The organism is Kitasatospora mediocidica KCTC 9733, from assembly GCF_000744225.1.
Taxonomy (GTDB): Bacteria; Actinomycetota; Actinomycetes; order Streptomycetales; family Streptomycetaceae; genus Kitasatospora; species Kitasatospora mediocidica.
Genome location: NZ_JQLN01000004.1, coordinates 101,419 through 118,510, shown reverse-complemented (window position 1 = coordinate 118,510; position 17,092 = coordinate 101,419). Strand labels below are relative to the sequence as shown.

General features: G+C 70.8%; 18 protein-coding genes and 1 pseudogene. 9 read left to right on the top strand and 10 right to left on the bottom strand.

Features of this window, described 5'->3' with window-relative positions:
- The first annotated feature begins 151 nt into the window (after positions 1 to 151).
- Positions 152 to 2,644 (top strand): aminopeptidase N, encoded by a 2,493-nt coding sequence (gene pepN / locus BS80_RS08430; RefSeq protein WP_035795094.1) that lies wholly within the window; start codon positions 152 to 154, stop codon positions 2,642 to 2,644.
- 44 nt (positions 2,645 to 2,688) lie between these two features.
- Here the strand turns inward: pepN and BS80_RS08425 are convergent, their stop codons facing one another.
- Positions 2,689 to 3,684, bottom strand: a complete 996-nt coding sequence (locus BS80_RS08425; protein WP_035795092.1) for an aldo/keto reductase — start codon at positions 3,682 to 3,684, stop codon at positions 2,689 to 2,691.
- A 102-nt stretch (positions 3,685 to 3,786) separates the two neighbouring features.
- Positions 3,787 to 4,800, bottom strand: coding sequence for a helix-turn-helix transcriptional regulator (locus BS80_RS08420; RefSeq protein WP_035795090.1), 1,014 nt, complete (start codon positions 4,798 to 4,800; stop codon positions 3,787 to 3,789).
- Positions 4,801 to 4,950: 150 nt separating this feature from the next.
- Here BS80_RS08420 and BS80_RS08415 point away from each other — a divergent pair, with 150 nt between their 5' ends.
- The gene (locus tag BS80_RS08415) at positions 4,951 to 5,637 is read left to right on the top strand and encodes an alpha/beta fold hydrolase (protein WP_035795089.1); all 687 of its coding nucleotides are present in this window, start codon (positions 4,951 to 4,953) and stop codon (positions 5,635 to 5,637) included.
- 299 nt (positions 5,638 to 5,936) lie between these two features.
- On the opposite strand, the gene BS80_RS37530 is transcribed toward BS80_RS08415, so the two are convergent.
- A complete protein-coding gene (locus BS80_RS37530; protein ID WP_051966363.1) occupies positions 5,937 to 6,536 on the bottom strand; it encodes a hypothetical protein in 600 nt (199 codons plus the stop codon).
- 388 nt (positions 6,537 to 6,924) lie between these two features.
- On the opposite strand from BS80_RS37530, the gene BS80_RS08400 reads away from it, so the two are divergent.
- The 3 genes from BS80_RS08400 to BS80_RS08390 all read left to right on the top strand — a co-directional run bounded on the left by BS80_RS08400 (position 6,925) and on the right by BS80_RS08390 (position 9,347).
- The gene (locus BS80_RS08400) at positions 6,925 to 7,350 is read left to right on the top strand and encodes a HEAT repeat domain-containing protein (RefSeq protein ID WP_035795087.1); all 426 of its coding nucleotides are present in this window, start codon (positions 6,925 to 6,927) and stop codon (positions 7,348 to 7,350) included.
- Between the two features lie 295 nt (positions 7,351 to 7,645).
- Positions 7,646 to 8,605, top strand: a complete 960-nt coding sequence (pip, locus tag BS80_RS08395) for a prolyl aminopeptidase (RefSeq protein WP_035795085.1) — start codon at positions 7,646 to 7,648, stop codon at positions 8,603 to 8,605.
- Between the two features lie 103 nt (positions 8,606 to 8,708).
- On the top strand, positions 8,709 to 9,347 hold the full coding sequence (locus tag BS80_RS08390) for a nucleotidyltransferase domain-containing protein (RefSeq protein ID WP_035795079.1): 639 nt from the start codon (positions 8,709 to 8,711) through the stop codon (positions 9,345 to 9,347).
- A 189-nt stretch (positions 9,348 to 9,536) separates the two neighbouring features.
- On the opposite strand, the gene BS80_RS08385 is transcribed toward BS80_RS08390, so the two are convergent.
- A complete protein-coding gene (locus tag BS80_RS08385) occupies positions 9,537 to 10,268 on the bottom strand; it encodes an SDR family oxidoreductase (protein ID WP_035795071.1) in 732 nt (243 codons plus the stop codon).
- Between the two features lie 95 nt (positions 10,269 to 10,363).
- On the opposite strand from BS80_RS08385, the gene BS80_RS08380 reads away from it, so the two are divergent.
- The 3 genes from BS80_RS08380 to BS80_RS08370 all read left to right on the top strand — a co-directional run bounded on the left by BS80_RS08380 (position 10,364) and on the right by BS80_RS08370 (position 13,395).
- Positions 10,364 to 11,215 (top strand): LysR family transcriptional regulator, encoded by an 852-nt coding sequence (locus BS80_RS08380; protein WP_035795069.1) that lies wholly within the window; start codon positions 10,364 to 10,366, stop codon positions 11,213 to 11,215.
- Between the two features lie 365 nt (positions 11,216 to 11,580).
- Positions 11,581 to 12,612 carry a hypothetical protein gene (locus tag BS80_RS08375; protein WP_035795067.1) on the top strand — a complete coding sequence of 344 codons (1,032 nt, stop codon included), beginning with the start codon at positions 11,581 to 11,583 and terminating at the stop codon, positions 12,610 to 12,612.
- A 141-nt stretch (positions 12,613 to 12,753) separates the two neighbouring features.
- Entirely contained in the window at positions 12,754 to 13,395 is a 642-nt protein-coding gene (locus tag BS80_RS08370) for a hypothetical protein (RefSeq protein WP_157536067.1), read from the top strand.
- 123 nt (positions 13,396 to 13,518) lie between these two features.
- Here the strand turns inward: BS80_RS08370 and BS80_RS40480 are convergent, their stop codons facing one another.
- Together BS80_RS40480 and BS80_RS40475 are read right to left on the bottom strand one after the other, a co-directional pair.
- Entirely contained in the window at positions 13,519 to 13,830 is a 312-nt protein-coding gene (locus BS80_RS40480) for a transposase (RefSeq protein WP_157536065.1), read from the bottom strand.
- The gene (locus BS80_RS40475; RefSeq protein ID WP_232246466.1) at positions 13,797 to 14,228 is read right to left on the bottom strand and encodes a transposase family protein; all 432 of its coding nucleotides are present in this window, start codon (positions 14,226 to 14,228) and stop codon (positions 13,797 to 13,799) included. Before BS80_RS40475 ends, BS80_RS40480 begins: the two co-directional genes overlap by 34 nt.
- A 373-nt stretch (positions 14,229 to 14,601) precedes the next feature.
- On the opposite strand from BS80_RS40475, the gene BS80_RS08355 reads away from it, so the two are divergent.
- A complete protein-coding gene (locus tag BS80_RS08355) occupies positions 14,602 to 15,213 on the top strand; it encodes a DUF3885 domain-containing protein (RefSeq protein ID WP_063771927.1) in 612 nt (203 codons plus the stop codon).
- Between the two features lie 12 nt (positions 15,214 to 15,225).
- Here the strand turns inward: BS80_RS08355 and BS80_RS08350 are convergent, their stop codons facing one another.
- The 4 genes and pseudogenes from BS80_RS08350 to BS80_RS40470 all read right to left on the bottom strand — a co-directional run bounded on the left by BS80_RS08350 (position 15,226) and on the right by BS80_RS40470 (position 16,838).
- Positions 15,226 to 15,651, bottom strand: a complete 426-nt coding sequence (locus tag BS80_RS08350; protein ID WP_035795063.1) for a hypothetical protein — start codon at positions 15,649 to 15,651, stop codon at positions 15,226 to 15,228.
- Positions 15,652 to 15,735: 84 nt separating this feature from the next.
- Entirely contained in the window at positions 15,736 to 16,116 is a 381-nt protein-coding gene (locus BS80_RS42560; protein WP_232246408.1) for a hypothetical protein, read from the bottom strand.
- Positions 16,117 to 16,338 (bottom strand): annotated as a pseudogene (locus BS80_RS43475) (tyrosine-type recombinase/integrase); the annotation flags it as partial. It lies immediately after the preceding gene.
- Positions 16,339 to 16,478: 140 nt separating this feature from the next.
- Entirely contained in the window at positions 16,479 to 16,838 is a 360-nt protein-coding gene (locus BS80_RS40470; protein ID WP_157536063.1) for a hypothetical protein, read from the bottom strand.
- Positions 16,839 to 17,092: the final 254 nt, after the last annotated feature.

Genomic DNA, 17,092 nt, shown 5'->3' with positions numbered 1-17,092 from the left:
TCCTGAGTACGCGTACTCAGTCTTCCCGACCGCGTGCGGTTGTCCGCCCGCGCCGCCACCGACCGGCCAGATATGGCCGATCACCGCGGTCGGGGGACGGCGCGGGCGTATTCGGCTTGTCCGGGGCCCGCCACTGGGACAGCATGCGAACATGCCAGCCCTTCTCCGTACCGAAGCCGTGTACCGCGCCCAGCTGCTCGCCGTGCAGTCCTACCACGTCGACCTGGACCTCACCCGCGGCGACCGAGGTTTCCGCAGCACCGCCGTGATCCGCTTCGACTGCGCGCAGCCCGGCGCGGAGTCCTTCGTCGAGGTCGAACCGCAGGCCCTGCTCCGCGCCGAGCTGAACGGCCGCCCCCTCGACCCCGCCACCCTCGACGGCAACCGCCTGCCGCTGCCCGCCCTGGCCGCGCACAACGAGCTGCTGGTCGAGGCCGACATGGCCTACTCGCGCACCTCCGAGGGCCTGCACCGCTTCACCGACCCGGCCGACGGCGCCGGTTACGTCTATGCCAGCTGCGGTCCCGACCTCGCCCCGAAGTTCTTCGCCTGCTTCGACCAGCCCGACCTCAAGGCGCCGTTCACCTTCACCGTCGCAGCGCCCGAGGACTGGACGGTGGTCGGCAACGGCTCCTCCGCGCGCCTCGCCGACGGCCGTTGGGAGATCTCCCCGGTCGGCCCGATCTCCACCTACCTGGTCACCGTGGTCGGCGGTCCGCTGCACGCGGTGCACGCCGAGCACGACGGCATCCCGCTGGGCCTCTACGCCCGCCGCTCGCTCGCCGCCGAACTCGACCGCGAGGCCGAGGACCTGTTCGAGGTGACCCGGGCCGCCTTCGACCGGCTGCACGAACTGTTCGACGAGCGCTATCCGTTCGGCGGCTACGACCAGGTCTTCGTCCCCGAGTTCAACTGGGGCGCGATGGAGAACCCGGGCTGCGTGATCTTCCGGGACGAGATGCTCTTCCGCTCCGCGGCCACCGACGCGGAGCGCGCGATGCGGGCGATGGTGGTCTGCCACGAGATGGCGCACATGTGGTTCGGGGACCTGGTCACGCTGGCCTGGTGGGACGACATCTGGCTGAACGAGTCCTTCGCCGAGATGCTCGGCTACCGGATCGCGGCCGAGGCCACCCGGTACACCGGCGCCTGGACGTCCTTCGCGGTGCGCCGCAAGAGCTGGGGCTACGACGCCGACCAGCGCCCCACCACCCACCCGATCGCCGGCGCCCCGACCGCCACGGCCGCCGAGGCGATCACCAACTTCGACGGCATCTCGTACGCCAAGGGCGCCTCCGCGCTGCGCCAGCTGGTGCACTGGCTCGGCGACAAGGCGTTCTTCGCCGGGCTCAACGCCTACTTCGCCGAACACCGTTGGGGCAGCGCGGAGCTGGGCGACTTCCTGGCCGCGCTGAGCCCCGCCACCGAGCGCGACGTCCCCGGCTGGGCCGAGGTCTGGCTGCGCACCACCGGCGTGGACACCCTGCGGATCGAGGTCGAGACCGAGGCGGGCACCGACCGGCTCGTCGAGGCGGCGTTGGTCAACGAGGGAACCCGCCCGCACCGCGTGCGGGTCGGCGTCTACGAGCGCGACGGCGAGGCCGTCGTGCTGCGCGGGCGACTGGACGTCGACGTCGCCCCCGGCGGTCGCACCCCGCTGCCCGAACTGGCCGGCACCAGCCGACCGGCCCTGCTGCTGCCCAACGAGGGCGACCTGAGCTGGGCGCGGATCCGGCTCGACGAGCACTCGGCGGCCACCGTGGCCGCCTCGCTCGGGGCCGTCACGGACGAGCCGGCCCGCGCCGTGCTCTGGGAGCACGCCCGCGACCTGGTCCGCAGCGCCGAACTGCCGGCCGCCGACTACCTGCGCCTGGTCGCCGCCCACCTGCCGGCCGAGCGGGTGGACGCCATCGTGGAGGCGGTGCTGACCTTCGCCACCGATCACGTGGTCGCCCGCTACCTGGACCCTGCCGACCGGGACGACGCGCAGCGACTGCTCGGCGACACCGCGCGGGCCGTGCTGGTCCTGCCGGACGCGCCGCACGGGCTGCGGATCGCCGCGCTGCGAGGGGTGGTCGCCACCGCCTGCGGCGCGGAGCAGCTCGCCCGGCTGACCGACTGGCTGGCCGGCCGCGAGCTCCCGGCGGGCCTGGCCTTCGACACCGACCTGCGCTGGGCCGCCCTGGCCCGGCTGGCGGCGGCCGGAGCCGCCGGCGAGGAGCAGATCGCCGCCGAGCTGGCCGCCGACCCCAGCAACATCGGTGAACAGGGCGCGGCCCGCGCCCGCGCCGCGCTGCCCGAGGCGGCGGCCAAGGAACGCGCCTGGCAGCAGCTGTTCACCGCCGGCGCGCTCTCCAACCACCTGCTGACGGCGACGGCCGAGGGGTTCTGGCAGTCCGGCTCGGCGCAGAGCCGGCAGGAGTACGTGCAGCGGTACTTCGAGCAGATCGCCGGGGTCGGCGAGCGCGGTGACGCGGTCGCCAGGGCGCTCTGCAGCAGGTTCTTCCCGGCGGGTGAGGCCACCGCCGACACGGTCCGCGCGGCCGAGGCGTGCCTGGCCCGCACCGACCTGCCCGCAGCCGTGCGCCGGTACCTCGCGGACGGGCTGGACGATCTGCGCCGAGCGGTGGCACACCGGTCCTGACACCCTGCCGTCGGCCCCCTGAGCCGATCAGGGGGCTGACGGCCTCACGCCCACGGCAGCGCGGCGCGGGTGCGCCAGTAGGCCTCCGCCGGCTCGGCGAGCGCGTCGAGGGCGGCCAGGTCCGCGGGGCCGAGGCCGACTCCCGCGGCGGTGAGGTTGGAGGCCAACTGCTCGGGGGTGGCCGCCCCGGAGAGCACGACGTCCGCCCACGGCTGGGCGGCGGCCGCGGCCAGCGCCAGGGCGTCGCAGGACGTTCCGGTGCCGGCCGCGAGTGCGCGCAGCGCGGCCGTGTCGGGGCCGGTGGCGTTGCGGTCGGCGAGACGGCCGTTGGCCATCCCCTCCTTCACCACCACGAGCCAACCCGCCTCGTGCGCCCGCGCCAACGCCGGTCCGGCGGACGGCTCCAGCACGTTCCAGGTGGCCTGGACGGCGGCGAACAGCGGCTGGCCCCCCGCCGTCACCTCCAGCGCCGCCCGGATCGTCTCGGCCTGGGCCGGGCCGCTGGTGGACAGGCCGACCCGGACACCCCCGGCGGCCAGCTCCGCCAGCCGGGCGTGCAGCGCGGGGTCGGTCAGCGCCGGACTGTCCGGGGTGACCGAATGCACCAGGTAGATGCCCAGCCGGGCGCCCAAGGCCGCTCTGGTCTCGGTGATCTGACGGTCGAACACCGCCGTGGAGTGCTCCTTGACCTCGTGCACGGGCACGCCGGAGGCCTGCCAGTCGGCGGTGTAGGTGTAGCCCCACTTGCTGCCCACCAGCACCTCGGACGCGGCCTGCGGCCGGGCGGCGAGCCACTCGCCGACGAACTCCTCGGCGCGGCCGTACGACCGGGCCGTGTCGAAGTAGCGCACGCCCGCCGCGTAGGCGGCGTCGAGCAGGGCGTGGGTCCGCCGCCGCAGCGCCTCGACGGTCCGCTCGGCCGGCAGGTCGAGGTCACGCCCGAGCGTGATGTAGCCGGGCCGTCCGACGGCTGCGGTGCCCAGGCCGAACCGCGCGAGCGACGGTACGGCGGCGGGTCCGAGGGCGGGGTCGGTCGGCATGCGGGGTCCCTTCGACGGTTCCGGTGGGCACCGGCGCTGCGCCCACCCGCACCGAACCCTATCCGCCGCCCGTGACGCCTTCACCGCCGCCGGCCTGCGCCTTCACTCGCCACGACTCCCGGAGCCCCACCCTGCGCCGTCCCCCGACGCCGGTCCGGACACGGCGGCTCCCAGCCGGGCCGCCAGGGTGGCCACCGCCTCCCGAAGCTCCGTCCCGCCGACGACCTGAAAGTCGAATGGGACCGCCGCCAGCCACTCCTGCGCGTACATCGCCGGATTGCGGGTGCTGCCGACGAGCACGCAGCGTTCCTCCGCCACCCCCACCGGTTCGAGCTGTCCCATCGCCGGACCGACCCACGGGGCGACCCGCTCCACCGGTGCGTCGAAGAGCACGCGCGTGGGAAAGGCCCATCCGCTGCCGAGGTTCTCCTCCAGCAGCACGACCGGGTCGAGGTCCTCCGGCATCCGGAACCCGACCGCACTCTCCTCGGCCGCCAGCACGCGATCGACCCGGTAGGTGCGCACGGCGTCCGCGCGATGGGAATGGCACAGCAGGTACCAGCGCGCCCGGCGGACGACGACCGCCCACGGGTCCACCTCCGCCTGCCACTGGTTGCCGGCCGCGCTCCGGTAGGTGATCACCACGCGCCGCCGGGCAGCGATCGCGTCCACCAGGGCGCTCGTGACAGCGGGATCCGCGTAGGCCGCACCCGGATCGGGCGCGGCAGCGGCATGCTCGCGCAGTGCGGCCGCCTGACGTCCGATCCCCTCGGGCAGCGCCTGGATGACCTTGCCCAGAGCGGAGCCGACCAGGTCCCCGGGATCGGTCGCGGCGGGCCTGCCGTCGAGCACCGCCATGACCAGGCCGAGCGCTTCGTTCTGGGTGAAGCTCACCGGCGGCAGCCGGGTCCCTCGCCGCAACCGGTATCCGCCGTGCGGGCCGCGCACGGAGTCCACGGGAATGCCGGCCTCCCGGAGGATCGCGACGTAGCGACGTGCGGCGCGATCGGTCACCCCGAGCTTCTCCGCGAGTTGCTCGGCCGTCGTGCCGGGGCGGGTCCGCAGGATCTCCAAGGTGCGCAGTGCGCGGGCGGTAGGACTCGTTCCGGTCTGCACGGTGGACAGCGTAGGCGGCCGCCGGCCAATCAGGAAGCAGATCGTCCTGAATCGCTCCTAGCATGGGGAGCACCTGGTCGGGCAGACCGCGCCCGGCGCGCGACGCCTTCGGCCACCTCTGCCGCAACCTCGACATGGAAGTGGATCACTGTGGACATCCTGCTCATCGGCGGCCTGTGGCTGGACGGCACCGCCTGGAACGCGGTGATACCTGCCCTTGAGGCCCTCGGGCACCGCCCGAAGCCCTTGACCCTCCCGGGCCAGGGCGACGGACGCGCCTGCGCCACGCTCGACGAGCAGCTGGCGGCAGTCCTCGCCGCGATCGACGCGACGGCGGAGAAGCCCCTGCTCGTGGCGCACTCAGCCGCCTGCACCCTCGGCTGGCTGGCCGCTGACGCGCGCCCGAACGGGGTGGCCAGGCTGGCGCTGATCGGCGGCTTCCCCACCGAGGACGGCCGGCCGTACGCCGACTTCTTCGACATGCGCGACGGCGCCATGCCGTTCCCGGGCTGGGGCCCTTTCGCAGGAGCGGACAGCGCCGATCTCGACGAGGAACTCCGCCGGCGCATCGCGGCTGCTGCCATCCCCGTCCCCGAGCAAGTGGCCCGGGGCGTGGTCCGGCTGACAGATCGGCGCCGCTACGACGTCCCGGTCCTGGTGGTCTGCCCGGAGTTCAGCACGGAGCAGGCCCGCGCCTGGATCGCGGCCGGCGAGGCGCCGGAACTCGCCCGGGCCAAGCATGTCGACTTCGTCGACATCGACTCCGGCCACTGGCCGATGTTCACCGAGCCGGCCGAACTCGCCCGTCTCCTCGACGCCGCGGCCTCGCGCACCTGACCGCCGACCGCCCGGAGACCCCGGCCATGGCTCATACCGTCCGCCGACTGGACACCTCGACCTGGGACGCGTTCGCCGAACTCGTCGAAAACACGTGGACCCAGCGTGAACGCCACGGTGTAGCCGAAGCCGGCTGAGCCCCGCTGAACGCGAAGCGCGAGGGCGGCCTGCTCGTGGGAGCAGGCCGCCCTCGCGTCGGTGAACGTCCGGCTGGTCTCGTTGGTGCGCCTCGCCGCGCACGAGACCGTGCCCTCGGCCGGACGAGCTCGGTCGCCGACCGGCTGTCGGCGGTTACCGGATCAGGCGCTGGGGCTCTCCGTCGCGCCGGCCGCGGGCTGGCCCGAGGCGGCCGGCAGCAGCGGCGCGCAGGTCTTGTACGCGGCGGCCGTCGCCGGGTCGGCGGTGTTCAGCGCCTTGAGGCCGCCGGTGGCGGGGAGGGTCACGCCGTGGTCCTTCATACAGCCGGTGAAGGCCTGCATCGCGGTGCTGTTGAGCCCGCCGCCGTTGCCGCGACCCTGACCGCCCTGCGGGCGGAGCGAGGCGCAGGCGTCCATCGCGGCCTTCATGGCGGGGCTGGCCGAGGCGCCGAACCCGCCACCGAACCCGCCGCCGTAGCCGCCACTGGGACGGTCGCTCGGGTAGCCGCTGGGGCGGTCGCTCGGACGTCCGCTCGGACGGCCGCTGGGCCGGCTGGGCAGGGTGACGCCGTGCTGCGACAGGCAGGTGGTGTAGGCCGCCATCGCCTGGTTCCGGCCGCCAGAGGCGGACGCGGACGCGGACGGGGAGCTGGACGCGCTCGCCGTCGTCGCCGTGGACGAGGACGAACAGCCCGTGAGCAGCAGCAGGCCCGAGACGAGCACGGCGCCGGCGCCGGCGGAACGGATGGTGGTCCGGGACAAGGCCGGTGCCTCCTAGATGCGGGGAAAGCGGATGGTCCGCCGGCGCTTTGCGGGGACGCAGCGCCGACGGCCCTCTGACTGAACCGCACCGTCGTTTAGGAAGCCTGGGCCTTGCTGGGAACTTCCGGTGTCCTGCGGAGCCCGCCGAGGGTGATCTTGTGTACGGATGCGACAGTTCTGCGGCACTATGTCCGATTTCGACCGGACGTGATCGGTCCGCACTCTCATGGAACTCCCAGCCTGTTGGCGGTCGACAGAGGTGGAAGCTTTGCGCCGGCATGGGTCTCACAAGGGGATCGTGCACGGCCGGGGTCGCCGGTAACGGCGGGACGCCACCGATCTACCGTGGTGTCTGACGCAACGTCGGCCCCGGACCGAAGGTCACCTCATGAGCGACTCCGCCTCCCACCCCTTCGCCGTGCACTACCGTTCACTGCCCGAGGACGAGCGCTGTGACGCCCTGTACGGCCTGGAGGCGGAGTACACCCCGGAGCTGTTCGACGTCCTGTGCGCGATCGCCGCAGACCAGGACGATGACGACCTGGCCCGCATCGAGGCCGTCAAGGTCCTCTGCCTGAGCGACGCGAGCGCCGACGCCGAGACCGGCGCGCGCCTCCTGGCCTTCGTCCTCGGCCTCGTCGTCGGCGACCCCGACGACGACGTCCGGCTGCACGCGCTGCACGCCCTGCAGTGGCTGCCGCCCACCGCACTGGCCACGCCGGCCGCCCGCGCCTGCCTGCTCACCGTCGCCCGGACGGACTCCTGCCCGCTGGTGCGCGAGGACGCGCAGGCGCTGGTCGAGGGTCGGCCGTGAGTCGGCCGGCCCGTCAGGACGCGTCCGACGGGCCGGCGAGGTGGCGCACCGTCACCTTCTACGCCTCCTGTACCTCCTCCACCTCCTACCGCTCCGGGTCCCACTCCGTGAGGTGGTCATCGGACTTCGGCCACCGGACAGCCGTTCTCGCAGCTCACGGGAGGTGCGTCGGGCGACGCAGTCGAGTGCCGCCGCGCACGCCCGGGTGAAACCGGTCTCAACACCCCTCCCCACGCGGCGGGTTGCGAGAAAATCAGTGGAACCCGATCGCGATCGCGCCCTAGGCTGGTCGGTTATGGTCCATTTCTACCCGCCCACCAGTCCCTATGACCACGGCATGCTCGACACCGGTGACGGCAACCGCATCTACTACGAGCAACTCGGCCATCCCCAAGGCAAACCCGCCGTATACGTGCACGGCGGCCCGGGAGCACCCGGCTCCCGGCGGCCGATCAGGGCCTGGGACCCCGAGCGCTACCGCGTCATCCGCTTCGACCAGCGCAACTGCGGTGACAGCACCCCGCACGCCAGCGACCCGGCGGCGGACATGAGTCTGAACACCACGCAGCACCTGATCGACGACATGGAACGGCTGCGCGAACACCTCGGCATCGAGCGGTGGTTGGTGAACGGTGCCTCCTGGGGCTCGACGCTCGCCCTGGCCTATGCGCAGCAGCACCCCGAGCGGGTCACCGAGGTCATCATCCAGGCGGTGACGATGACCCGCCCCAGCGAGACCTACTGGCTCTACCGGGGTGCCGGGCGCTTCCAGCCCGAAGCATGGGACCGGTTCCGCGACGGCGTCCCCGAGGACGAGCGGGACGGCGACCTCCTCGCGGCCTACGCGCGGCTGATGGAGAACCCGGACCGCGCGGTCCGGGCGAAGGCCGCCGCCGACTGGCTCGCCTGGGAGGACGCGGTCATCTCGAACGAGCCCACCCACATCCCCGGCATGTACAGCGACCGGGAGATCGACGCGCAGATCGCGTTCGTCCGGATCTGCGCCCACTTCTTCAGCAACGGTGCGTGGCTGGAGGAGGACCAACTCCTGCGCAACGCGCACAAGCTGGCCGGGATCCCGGGAGTGCTGGCGCACGGCCGGCACGACATGGGCAGCCCGGTGGAGACGGCGTGGGAGCTGGCGAAGGCCTGGCCGGACGCGCGACTGCACATCTTCGAGGACTCGGGGCACGTCGGAAGCGACGCGCTGCGGGACACGGTCTATGCGGCCATCGAGGAGTTCAAGGACCGCTGACCCCGGGGAGCCCGTGGCCGGCTGCCGAAAGCCCGCCCGGAGCCGCCCGGACCGCTCACGCGGCCACCCGGGCGGCTCCGCCACCACACGGTAGGTTGGCACGATGACCGAAGCTCTGCCGCCCGGCGGCGTTGTGCTCGACGCGGACGAACTGGATGCCCGGTGGGCCGACGCCTGGCGGCCTGAACAGGTAGCGGAGCGGCTGGGCGGGGTCAGCGCGCCCTGGTGCGTCGCAGCGGGATGGGCACTGGATCTGTTCCGCGGCAGTCAGTCGCGGCCGCACGACGATCTGGAGATCGCGGTGCCCGCGGCGCGATTCCCGGAGATCAGGGACCGCTTCCCCGAGTTCGTCTTCGACGCGGTGGGTACGGGCCAGGTCTGGCCGACGCCGGGAGCCGAGGCACTGGCAGCCACGTACCAGACCTGGGCACGGGATCCGGCAAGCGGTCAGTTCCTGTTCGACGTGTTCCGCGAGCCGCACGAGGGCGGGACCTGGATCTGCCGACGGGACGAGAGCCTGCGGCTGCCGTATGACGCGATCGTCGAGCGGACAGCGGACGGAATCCCCTACCTGCTACCGGAGTTGGTACTGCTCTTCAAGGCGAAGGCGATACGGGCCAAGGACCAGGCGGACTTCGACGGCGTCCTGCCACTGCTGAGCCGCCCCCGACGGGACGCCCTCGCCGGATGGCTGGAGCGCGTGCACCCCGGCCACCCGTGGCTGGCAGAGCTGGCGGGGTAGCGGCCCGCCTGAGTGTTCGACTTTCAGGCCCGCCTCCGCCGGCCATGAGCGCGTCGTGGAGGCGTCCGGATGGCTCCCCCCATCGGGGCCGCACCCCCGAACCAGTTCTCGACCGTGCCGGTCCAGGCCCTGTGCTTGCAACCTACGGTGAACTGCCTTGTACCCGGCCGGAGATGACTGCCGTGCACATCACCAGGGCACTTCTCCGGCGTCCTCGAAGAACCTGCCGGTCGGGCCGTCGTCGGGCAGGGTCGCGAGTTTGACGGCGATCTCCGCGCCCTGTGCGGGGGTGCGCACGCCGCGGAAGCCGTTGAGGTCGGTGGCGACGTAGCCGGGGCAGCCGACGTTGATCAGGATGTTCGTGCCGCTCAACTCCCGGACGTACTGGAGGCTGACGGCGTTCAGGAAGGTCTTCGACGGTGCGTACGCCACGGCCACCGGACCCGTCGTCAGCTCGGCGGCGGTTCCCGACTGCCGGGTCAGGGAGCCGACGCTGCTGGACATGTTCACGATCCGCGGTGAGGTGGAGCGGCGCAGCAGCGGCAACATCGCGTTGGTGACGCGGATGACGCCGATCACGTTGGTCTCCACGACCGTCCGGATGGTGGCGGGATCGACCTGGGTGGGCTCCTGCGGCATGCCGCCTGTGATGGCGGCGTTGTTGACGAGCACGTCGAGGCGCCCGGCCCTTGCTTCGATCAACCGCGCGGCGGCGCTCACGCTCGCGTCGTCGGTCACGTCCAGCGGTACGCCGAACGCGTCGATGCCGGCCGCGCGCAGTCTCTCCACCGCGGCCTCACGGCGCTGGTCGTCGCGGGCGCCGACGCCGACGCTCCAGCCGAGGGCGCCCAGGCCCGCGGCGATCTCGTAGCCGATTCCTTTGTTCGCGCCGGTGACCAGCGCGATCGTTCGTTCGCTCATGGGGATCATGCTGCCCCCGGCTCCCGGCTGGGGTCCAAGACCGATCGGGTGGGCACTGATACCGTCCAGGTATTGATCCGGGGTAGCGTAGTCGCGTGGAGACCCGGGAACTGCGGTATTTCGTCGCCGTCGCTGAAGAACTGCACTTCGGGCGCGCCGCGCTGCGCCTCGGGATCGCGCAACCGCCGCTGTCACGGGCGATCCAGCAGCTCGAACGTCGACTCGGGGCAGCACTGCTGGACCGGACCAGCCGCACCGTCACGCTGACCGAGGCCGGCTCGGTCCTGCTGGTCGAGGGCCGGGCGGCCCTGGAGGCGGTCGACGCCGCCGAGCGCCGGACCCGCCGCGCCGCCGCTTCCCGCCCCGGCCGCCCCGGGCTCGTCCTGGTCACGAAAGCCAGCGCGTCCCGCGAACTGCTGGCGAAACTGCTCGACGCGTACGCCGCGGAACCCGGCGCGGTCCCCGTCGACGTCATCCTGTGCGGCCCGGCCGAGCAGGAACAGCTCCTGCGCGAAGGCCGGGCCGACGTGGCGCTGTTGCACCGGCCGTTCGACTCGACGGCCGGGTTCCACACCGAAGAACTCAGCACAGAGGGCCAGGTGGTGGTCCTGCCGGCCGGGCATCCGCTCACCTCCCGGACCCACGTGCACATGGCCGACATCACCGGGCTGCCGAGCCTGCCCCTGCCACGCTGGCCCGACCCCGACGGCAGCTACCCGCCAGGTCCGGGCCCACAGGTCCGCGACCACGCGCAGTTGCTGCAGCTCGTCGCGCTCGGCCGTGCCTGCGCGGTCTCACCGGAGTCGTGCCGAGCCCAACTTCCCGGCGACCTCGCCGCCGTGCCCGTGCTGGACGCGCCGACAGTCACCACCGTGATCGCCTGGCCGCCGCACAGCCGGTCCAGAGCCGTCGCCGACCTCGTCCGGACTGCGACAGGTCTCCAGTAGTTCCGACGCCTGGCGAGGTTTACCGACGGCAGGAGCTCGGAAACCGGCTCTGAACTGCGACGATTCATAGACTACATGTCAGCGACGGGGGCGTGCTGTGGTTCTGCGTCGCTCGTCGGAGTGGTTCTCAAGTGCCCTCGTCGTCTGACGGCCAGATGCCTTCATCGCAGGACTGAGCTGGTCCAGCCCTGTCACCGCGAGCATGGCTCTGTCCGTGAGAACGCGGATGTACATCGCGTTGGGAGGCACCCGACGCCCGCGAAGGAAACAACGTGTTCGCGGGTTTCGACAGCAGTACGGGTACGGAGAAGCTGCTGCTGGGGGTGCTGGATGGCCGTGGTAGTCGGGTGTCTAAGGTCGCGTCCATGACCAGGACCACGCCCCCGCGCCCGCTCGATGTCGAGGTGCTCTTCCCGGAACTGGCCGCCTACCGGGGCACGACGACGCGCCTCCACCCGCGGCCGGGGAGCCCGGAGGTGTCGGCCAGCTCGGTGGGCGGCCCGATGCTGTGGCCGGCGAACGAGCCGTGGCCGGTGTGCAGCGAGGCACACGGCCGCCGGCGGGGGCGGCGCCCGGCTGACATCCACCAGTGGCGACAGGTCCTGTCTGCCGCATGGGCCCGGGAGCAGAACCCGGGGCCCACGGATGAGGAGCGGAAGCTCCTGGACGAGCTACGCCTGGAACACCGGCCTCCCGAGGTGTCGGAGACGGACCCGCTGCCGATGATCGGCCTCGCGCAGCTGTACCGGCGGGATCTTCCCGACCTGCCGGTCGGGCCGGGCAACTGCGACCTGCTCCAGGTGTTCTGGTGCCCCTTCGACGCGCACGGCCCGAGCCGGTACGACCTGGAACTGCACCTGCGCTGGCGGCGGTCCTGGGAGGTCGGCGAGATGCTGACCGCACCACCGCAGCCGCTGGTCGTCGGATCCGCCGGGTTCGTACCCGAGCCCTGTGTCCTGCACCCGGAGCAGGTGGCCACCTACCCGTTCGCCGGCCTCCTGCCCGAGGACCTGTGCACCCGGCTCGACGCCTGGGACGAAGCCCAGGAAGAGGAGGTCGAGCAGTCGGCGGACGAGAATGCGGCTGATCCGGTCGGCTACCAATACGACCTGTCCATCCCGCCCGGCTGGCGCGTCGGTGGCTTCGCCTCCTGGCACGCCACTGACCCGTACCCCATGGACTGCCAGACCTGTAGGACGCCGATGCACCTCCTACTGACCATCGACAGCTCGGAGTGGGACGGCGGCAGCGGCAGCTGGAAGCCGCTGGAGGACCGAGACCTTCCCACCCATCGGTCCGCCACCCCCACCGAAGTCACCGTGAGCCGATTCGGCGAGCTCAACGTCTTCGCCTGCCTCACCGATCCCGACCATCCGCACCGCTGGAGTATCCAGTAACTCGTAGGGCCTACCTGGTGCGGCAACGTTCTCGTCGCCGAGCGAGGGCGCTGTCGCTTCTCGGGATCTGGCACGAGTTCTGTGGAACGGTGACGCTCAGTGCCGCTGGTGATGTCGGTAGGACGGTCGATAATGCCGGTCATGGCAGATCGCAGTCCGGTTCTCCGGATCATCACCTCGGCGGCGCGGGAGTCCCTGAAGCCGCTCGGCCTGGCCCAGCGCGGGCGGTCGCGGCTGTGGATTGATGATCACGGGTGGTGGCTCGGGGTTGTGGAGTTCACCCCGCCGCGGACTGCCGGCAGTGGTCTGCACATCGGTGCGATGTGGCTGTGGCACGACGTGGACCGCTTGGCCTTCCACGTTGACGCAGGCCAGTCCGGCGCTGAGCTGTTCCGCACCGAGAACCAGTTCAAGCCGCTGGCACTCGAACTGAGCCGACGAGCCGCGGCGGATGTAACTGCGCTGAGGCAGAAGTTCCCGGCTCTGCCGGACGTCGCCCAATACGTGACATCCAGGCCGGTGCGGCCGGGATTCCTCTGGGACGGCTTCGACGCCGGAATCGCAGCCGCCCTGATCGGGGACCCGGACACGGCCCGCGATCACTTCGAGCGAGTCCTCCGAGAGGACGCACTGGCGCCCTGGATGGCCGAAGCCCAGGAGAAGGCACGGGCGCTACACGCGATCGCGGCAGATCACGACGCCGTGGCCGCATGGGTCACGCGGGCTGTCGGCTCATGCCGGAGCAAGCTGGGCCTGGATGCCGTGCCGCTCGCGCTCAGCTGATCGGACCGACCGACAGAGCTGCACTCAGGCGAGAAGGACTCGCTTCCGCAACAGGCCGAAGCCGGCCCGGCCGTACATCTGGCGCTTGATCATTACAGCTACGTGGAATCTGACCGGGGGTGATCATGGCCCCTCGGTGTGACTGCGGACTGGGGAGACGTGTTGGGCGGCACGGTGGCGGGTGACGCACCGCTCGGCGGCCTCACTGACGTTGTGCCAGAGATGCCACCTGTCTGCGACTTGGACAGCCTGCGGGGCGCCGGTCCGGGCTCCTTCGGCGAAGAACGGGGCCCGGTCACGGCAGACGACCTCGATGCTGGGACGCTCTGCGAGCCAGGCGGCGACCGTCGCCGCTTCCCGGTCCGGCAGCAGGTCCACCGGCCGCCGCGTCTCGATGTCGATCAGCACGGTCCCGTAGACGCGGCCCTTGCGCATCGCGTACTCGTCGACCCCACCACCCGCGGAGACGGCAGCTGTGGCTCGGGCAGTGCGTGGACCAGTCGCAACACGGCACTACGACTGATCGAGACCCCGAGGACGTCAGCCAACTTGGCACCGGCCCGGCCGGCCAGCGCCAGGCCAATGCTGGCCAGCGCCGTCCGCAACCGCTCGGTCCAGCGACTGTGCCGACGGGTCAGGCCCGGCACCTGCTCGGCGAAAGTCCGCCGCTCACAAGACGTGCCGGCGCAGATGAGCCGGCGGACGTGCAGATGCAATAGCACTCGTTGGCCCGCGCTCGGCATGTCCGTGGGAGAGCGCAGGTAGGAGCCGTGAAGCCGACTCGACCGGACCCCACATCCCGGGCACGGCGCCCCAACAGCCGTGGACCTCACCTCGACCTGAATCACCTCGCTGTTCACGTCGACCGACAGCACCTTCACGTCCGCGACCGCCGGAAACAGCAACGCCTCCAGCCGGGCCAGTTCACGGGCCAGAAGTGTCAGCGACAGCACGATGGCACCCGACGATTTTCAAGCAACCTCACGAGGGCGGCTAAGAAGATCAATACTTACGCAACGTGAGCTCCCACAGAACTCGTGCCAGAGCCGCTTCTCGTGAACATCGAACACGCCGCGGTCCGGGTGCCTCCCGAAGCACTGAACAACTGCTGTCGAAACCAGTGAACAAAGCCACGAGCATGAGGGACGTCGAGCGGCCGGATATTTCACTGCCCATCAACGGCAAGATCGACTATGTTGCGGTGTTATGAGAGGCAGAGACCAGTCGGTGGACATTGCTGGACTCGATGGTGCCTGGAACAGGTCGTGGCCTAAGTGCCCGCCGGAGGCCCGCCGTCTGCGTCACCAGTTCCCAGAACGCTGGGTCCGCTTCCACGCCCTCCCGGAGGGCAAGAGGTATGCGACCTCGGACGCCGAGCACGCCGAGATCCTGCGTCGTCACCACGCGCTTCTGGAGGATCTCCTCGGAGACGTCACGGTCGACGGCGGAGGATTGGTGGCGATCACCTGCTCCTGGTCCGCGACCGGTTCCCCGACTCCGCGAGACACTGCGGTCGCTGCCACCACGCCCGGGGCCGCGCACTGGCGAAGCGATGACCTGGCCATCGAGCCGGGCTTCCACTCGTGGCAGCACCACTACGTCTCCGCGACGGACCTGTACGATCCCGCACTGGACCGGCTCCTGCTCTGCGTAGCCGATGACATGACCGGCGGCGTCATCCTCACTGCACCCGTCTGTACATGGGTTGTCCACCCCTATGACGGCGGCGTGGACCTCTTCGCCGAGAGCACCAAGGTGCGCGACCAACTCGCCAGCAGATATGCCGAGTGGCTGCCGTCGACGCGGCAGGGGACGTGAGCTGGAACGGCGTCAGGAAGACGAGGGCGACTCGGCAGCTCCGGCCAGGCGGAGACTACGACCGAGGTCACCAACGAGCAGGCGGGGGTGGCGTCGCCACCACCACATGTCGATGGGGTCGAATCCGCTGATCCGGTGGAACTGCGACATGGCGATGCCGTCGTCAAAGACGGTGGCGGCTCGGAATTGGTCGTCGAGGGCTTTGATCTGCGGAGTCCAGATCACGATCACGCGTTCAGCGAGGATCGGCCATGCCTCGTGGAGCCAGTTCCGGCTGTAGAGGTCGTTGGTGTATTCCTCGACCATGTCGTCGTAGCCGTTTTCGACCTCGCCCACGAGCCAGGCCCATTTGTCGACCATCTCTTGGACGGTGAACGCCTTGCGCCAGCCTCGTTGATGCAGGACCTCGCCTGCTGACTGCTCGTTGTGGGGCTCCATATCGCGGAGCCTGGCATACCGCGCGTCCGTTGACCAAGGGTTTCCCTGATCAACGAACCTGATCGAGCGGCACTCCTTGAATGGTCAGGTGGCCGCGATCTGGGCTTCGAGGTCGGCGACGCGGCGGTCCTGGAAGCGGAGGTTGGAGCGGGCGGCCTTGAGGCGTTCGTCGAAGGACCGGTTGTCGGCGGTGAGCTGGCGGACGCGCTGCTTGAGGGTGGTGTTCTCGGTGGTGATCCGCTGGATGGCCTCCTGGGTCCACTCGGCTTCCAAGTCGCGGACCCGTCGGAGGAGTTTGCCGATGCGGGTGCGCTGGGTGAGGATCTCGGCGGGGGCGGCCTGGGCCTGCGCGCGGGTGAGCGGGGTGGCGTCCCCGGCCAGGAGTTCGCCCGGTTGGGCGGTGCCGGGGCCGGCGACCCAGATGTGCTGGAGCACGTCCTCCAGATCAGGGCTGGTCAGATGCACGTAATGCTCGGCTATGCGGTCTGAAACCTGGCCGAGGTAACGGCGGATGTGGGTCAGCGAGGCACCGGCCCGCAGCAGATTGGTGGCCAGCGTGTGGCGAGCCTGATGGAAGACGAGCTGGCCCAGGTCGAGTTCGTTCCCCCAGTCCCGGAAGCCGCGGTTGAACCACGTGTAGGACAGGGTGGTGGTGCCGACGGGGTTGCGGACCTTGGTGGCGAACAGGGCCAGCCGGGCCCGTTCGCTGCCCGTCGGTCGACGGCCGTGCCGGGCGAACGAAGCAAGACGTCGGTGCGGGTGACCTGGGTGACCGTCGAGGGTTCCCCGGTAAGTCCCCTTAGCCGCGAAGATCCAAGATCCTTGGCTCAGGCATTTCGCAGGTCAGTACCAGCCACCAGTTTCGGCAGCTCAGCGGGAACATTGGGTGCATCTCGCCAAGCGCCTGCGATCGCGAGAAGCGCTTCCCACGCGAGCTCGGCAGCGGCGCCGGGCTGACCAGCGTCGAGTTCGGCGAGCAGGCGCTTGCACAGGACGTTGGTGACGTCATACAGGGCGCCCGAGGCACGGGCCGCATCGGCCACACCCGAGTCCGCAGCATGAGGCGGCTGACCAGGAAGCCGAATGGCAACCGAGCCGGCAGAGTAGCTCCGCCCATGAACGAAGTCACGCAGAGCGCAGAGTTGATCTCGGGTTGGCAGGGACGTTTGGGTAATGCGCTCGATCACCAGCCGACTCTATCGGTGCTCTACCCGCCTGCCGCCCCGACGCCGGTTCCAACTACCGCGACTACGCTCAGCCGACGTGTCACGGCTCAACTGCTCTCTGTAGTCGGTCGCCGCTCTCACAAACTATCGAGTCCCATCGCCAATCAACGTGTCCGGTCTCAAGTGGATTTCGGCGGTGGCCAGCAAGCTCAGGCCAGATAACAAGCATGCATGATTGCTTTTTTCCCCCATCGCTGCCACGCTTCGTCCTGCTG

What these genes read in the sequence shown, in the direction of transcription:
- pip (WP_035795085.1), top strand. Translation starts at nt 7,646, where the DNA reads ATGGTCCATTTCTACCCGCCCACCAGTCCCTATGACCACGGCATGCTC.
- BS80_RS08385 (WP_035795071.1), bottom strand. Translation starts at nt 10,268, where the DNA reads ATGAGCGAACGAACGATCGCGCTGGTCACCGGCGCGAACAAAGGAATC.
- BS80_RS08350 (WP_035795063.1), bottom strand. Translation starts at nt 15,651, where the DNA reads ATGGAGCCCCACAACGAGCAGTCAGCAGGCGAGGTCCTGCATCAACGA.
- BS80_RS08370 (WP_157536067.1), top strand. Translation starts at nt 12,754, where the DNA reads ATGGCAGATCGCAGTCCGGTTCTCCGGATCATCACCTCGGCGGCGCGG.
- BS80_RS08390 (WP_035795079.1), top strand. Translation starts at nt 8,709, where the DNA reads ATGACCGAAGCTCTGCCGCCCGGCGGCGTTGTGCTCGACGCGGACGAA.
- BS80_RS08425 (WP_035795092.1), bottom strand. Translation starts at nt 3,684, where the DNA reads ATGCCGACCGACCCCGCCCTCGGACCCGCCGCCGTACCGTCGCTCGCG.
- pepN (WP_035795094.1), top strand. Translation starts at nt 152, where the DNA reads ATGCCAGCCCTTCTCCGTACCGAAGCCGTGTACCGCGCCCAGCTGCTC.
- BS80_RS08355 (WP_063771927.1), top strand. Translation starts at nt 14,602, where the DNA reads ATGAGAGGCAGAGACCAGTCGGTGGACATTGCTGGACTCGATGGTGCC.
- BS80_RS08375 (WP_035795067.1), top strand. Translation starts at nt 11,581, where the DNA reads ATGACCAGGACCACGCCCCCGCGCCCGCTCGATGTCGAGGTGCTCTTC.
- BS80_RS08400 (WP_035795087.1), top strand. Translation starts at nt 6,925, where the DNA reads ATGAGCGACTCCGCCTCCCACCCCTTCGCCGTGCACTACCGTTCACTG.
- BS80_RS40480 (WP_157536065.1), bottom strand. Translation starts at nt 13,830, where the DNA reads ATGCGCAAGGGCCGCGTCTACGGGACCGTGCTGATCGACATCGAGACG.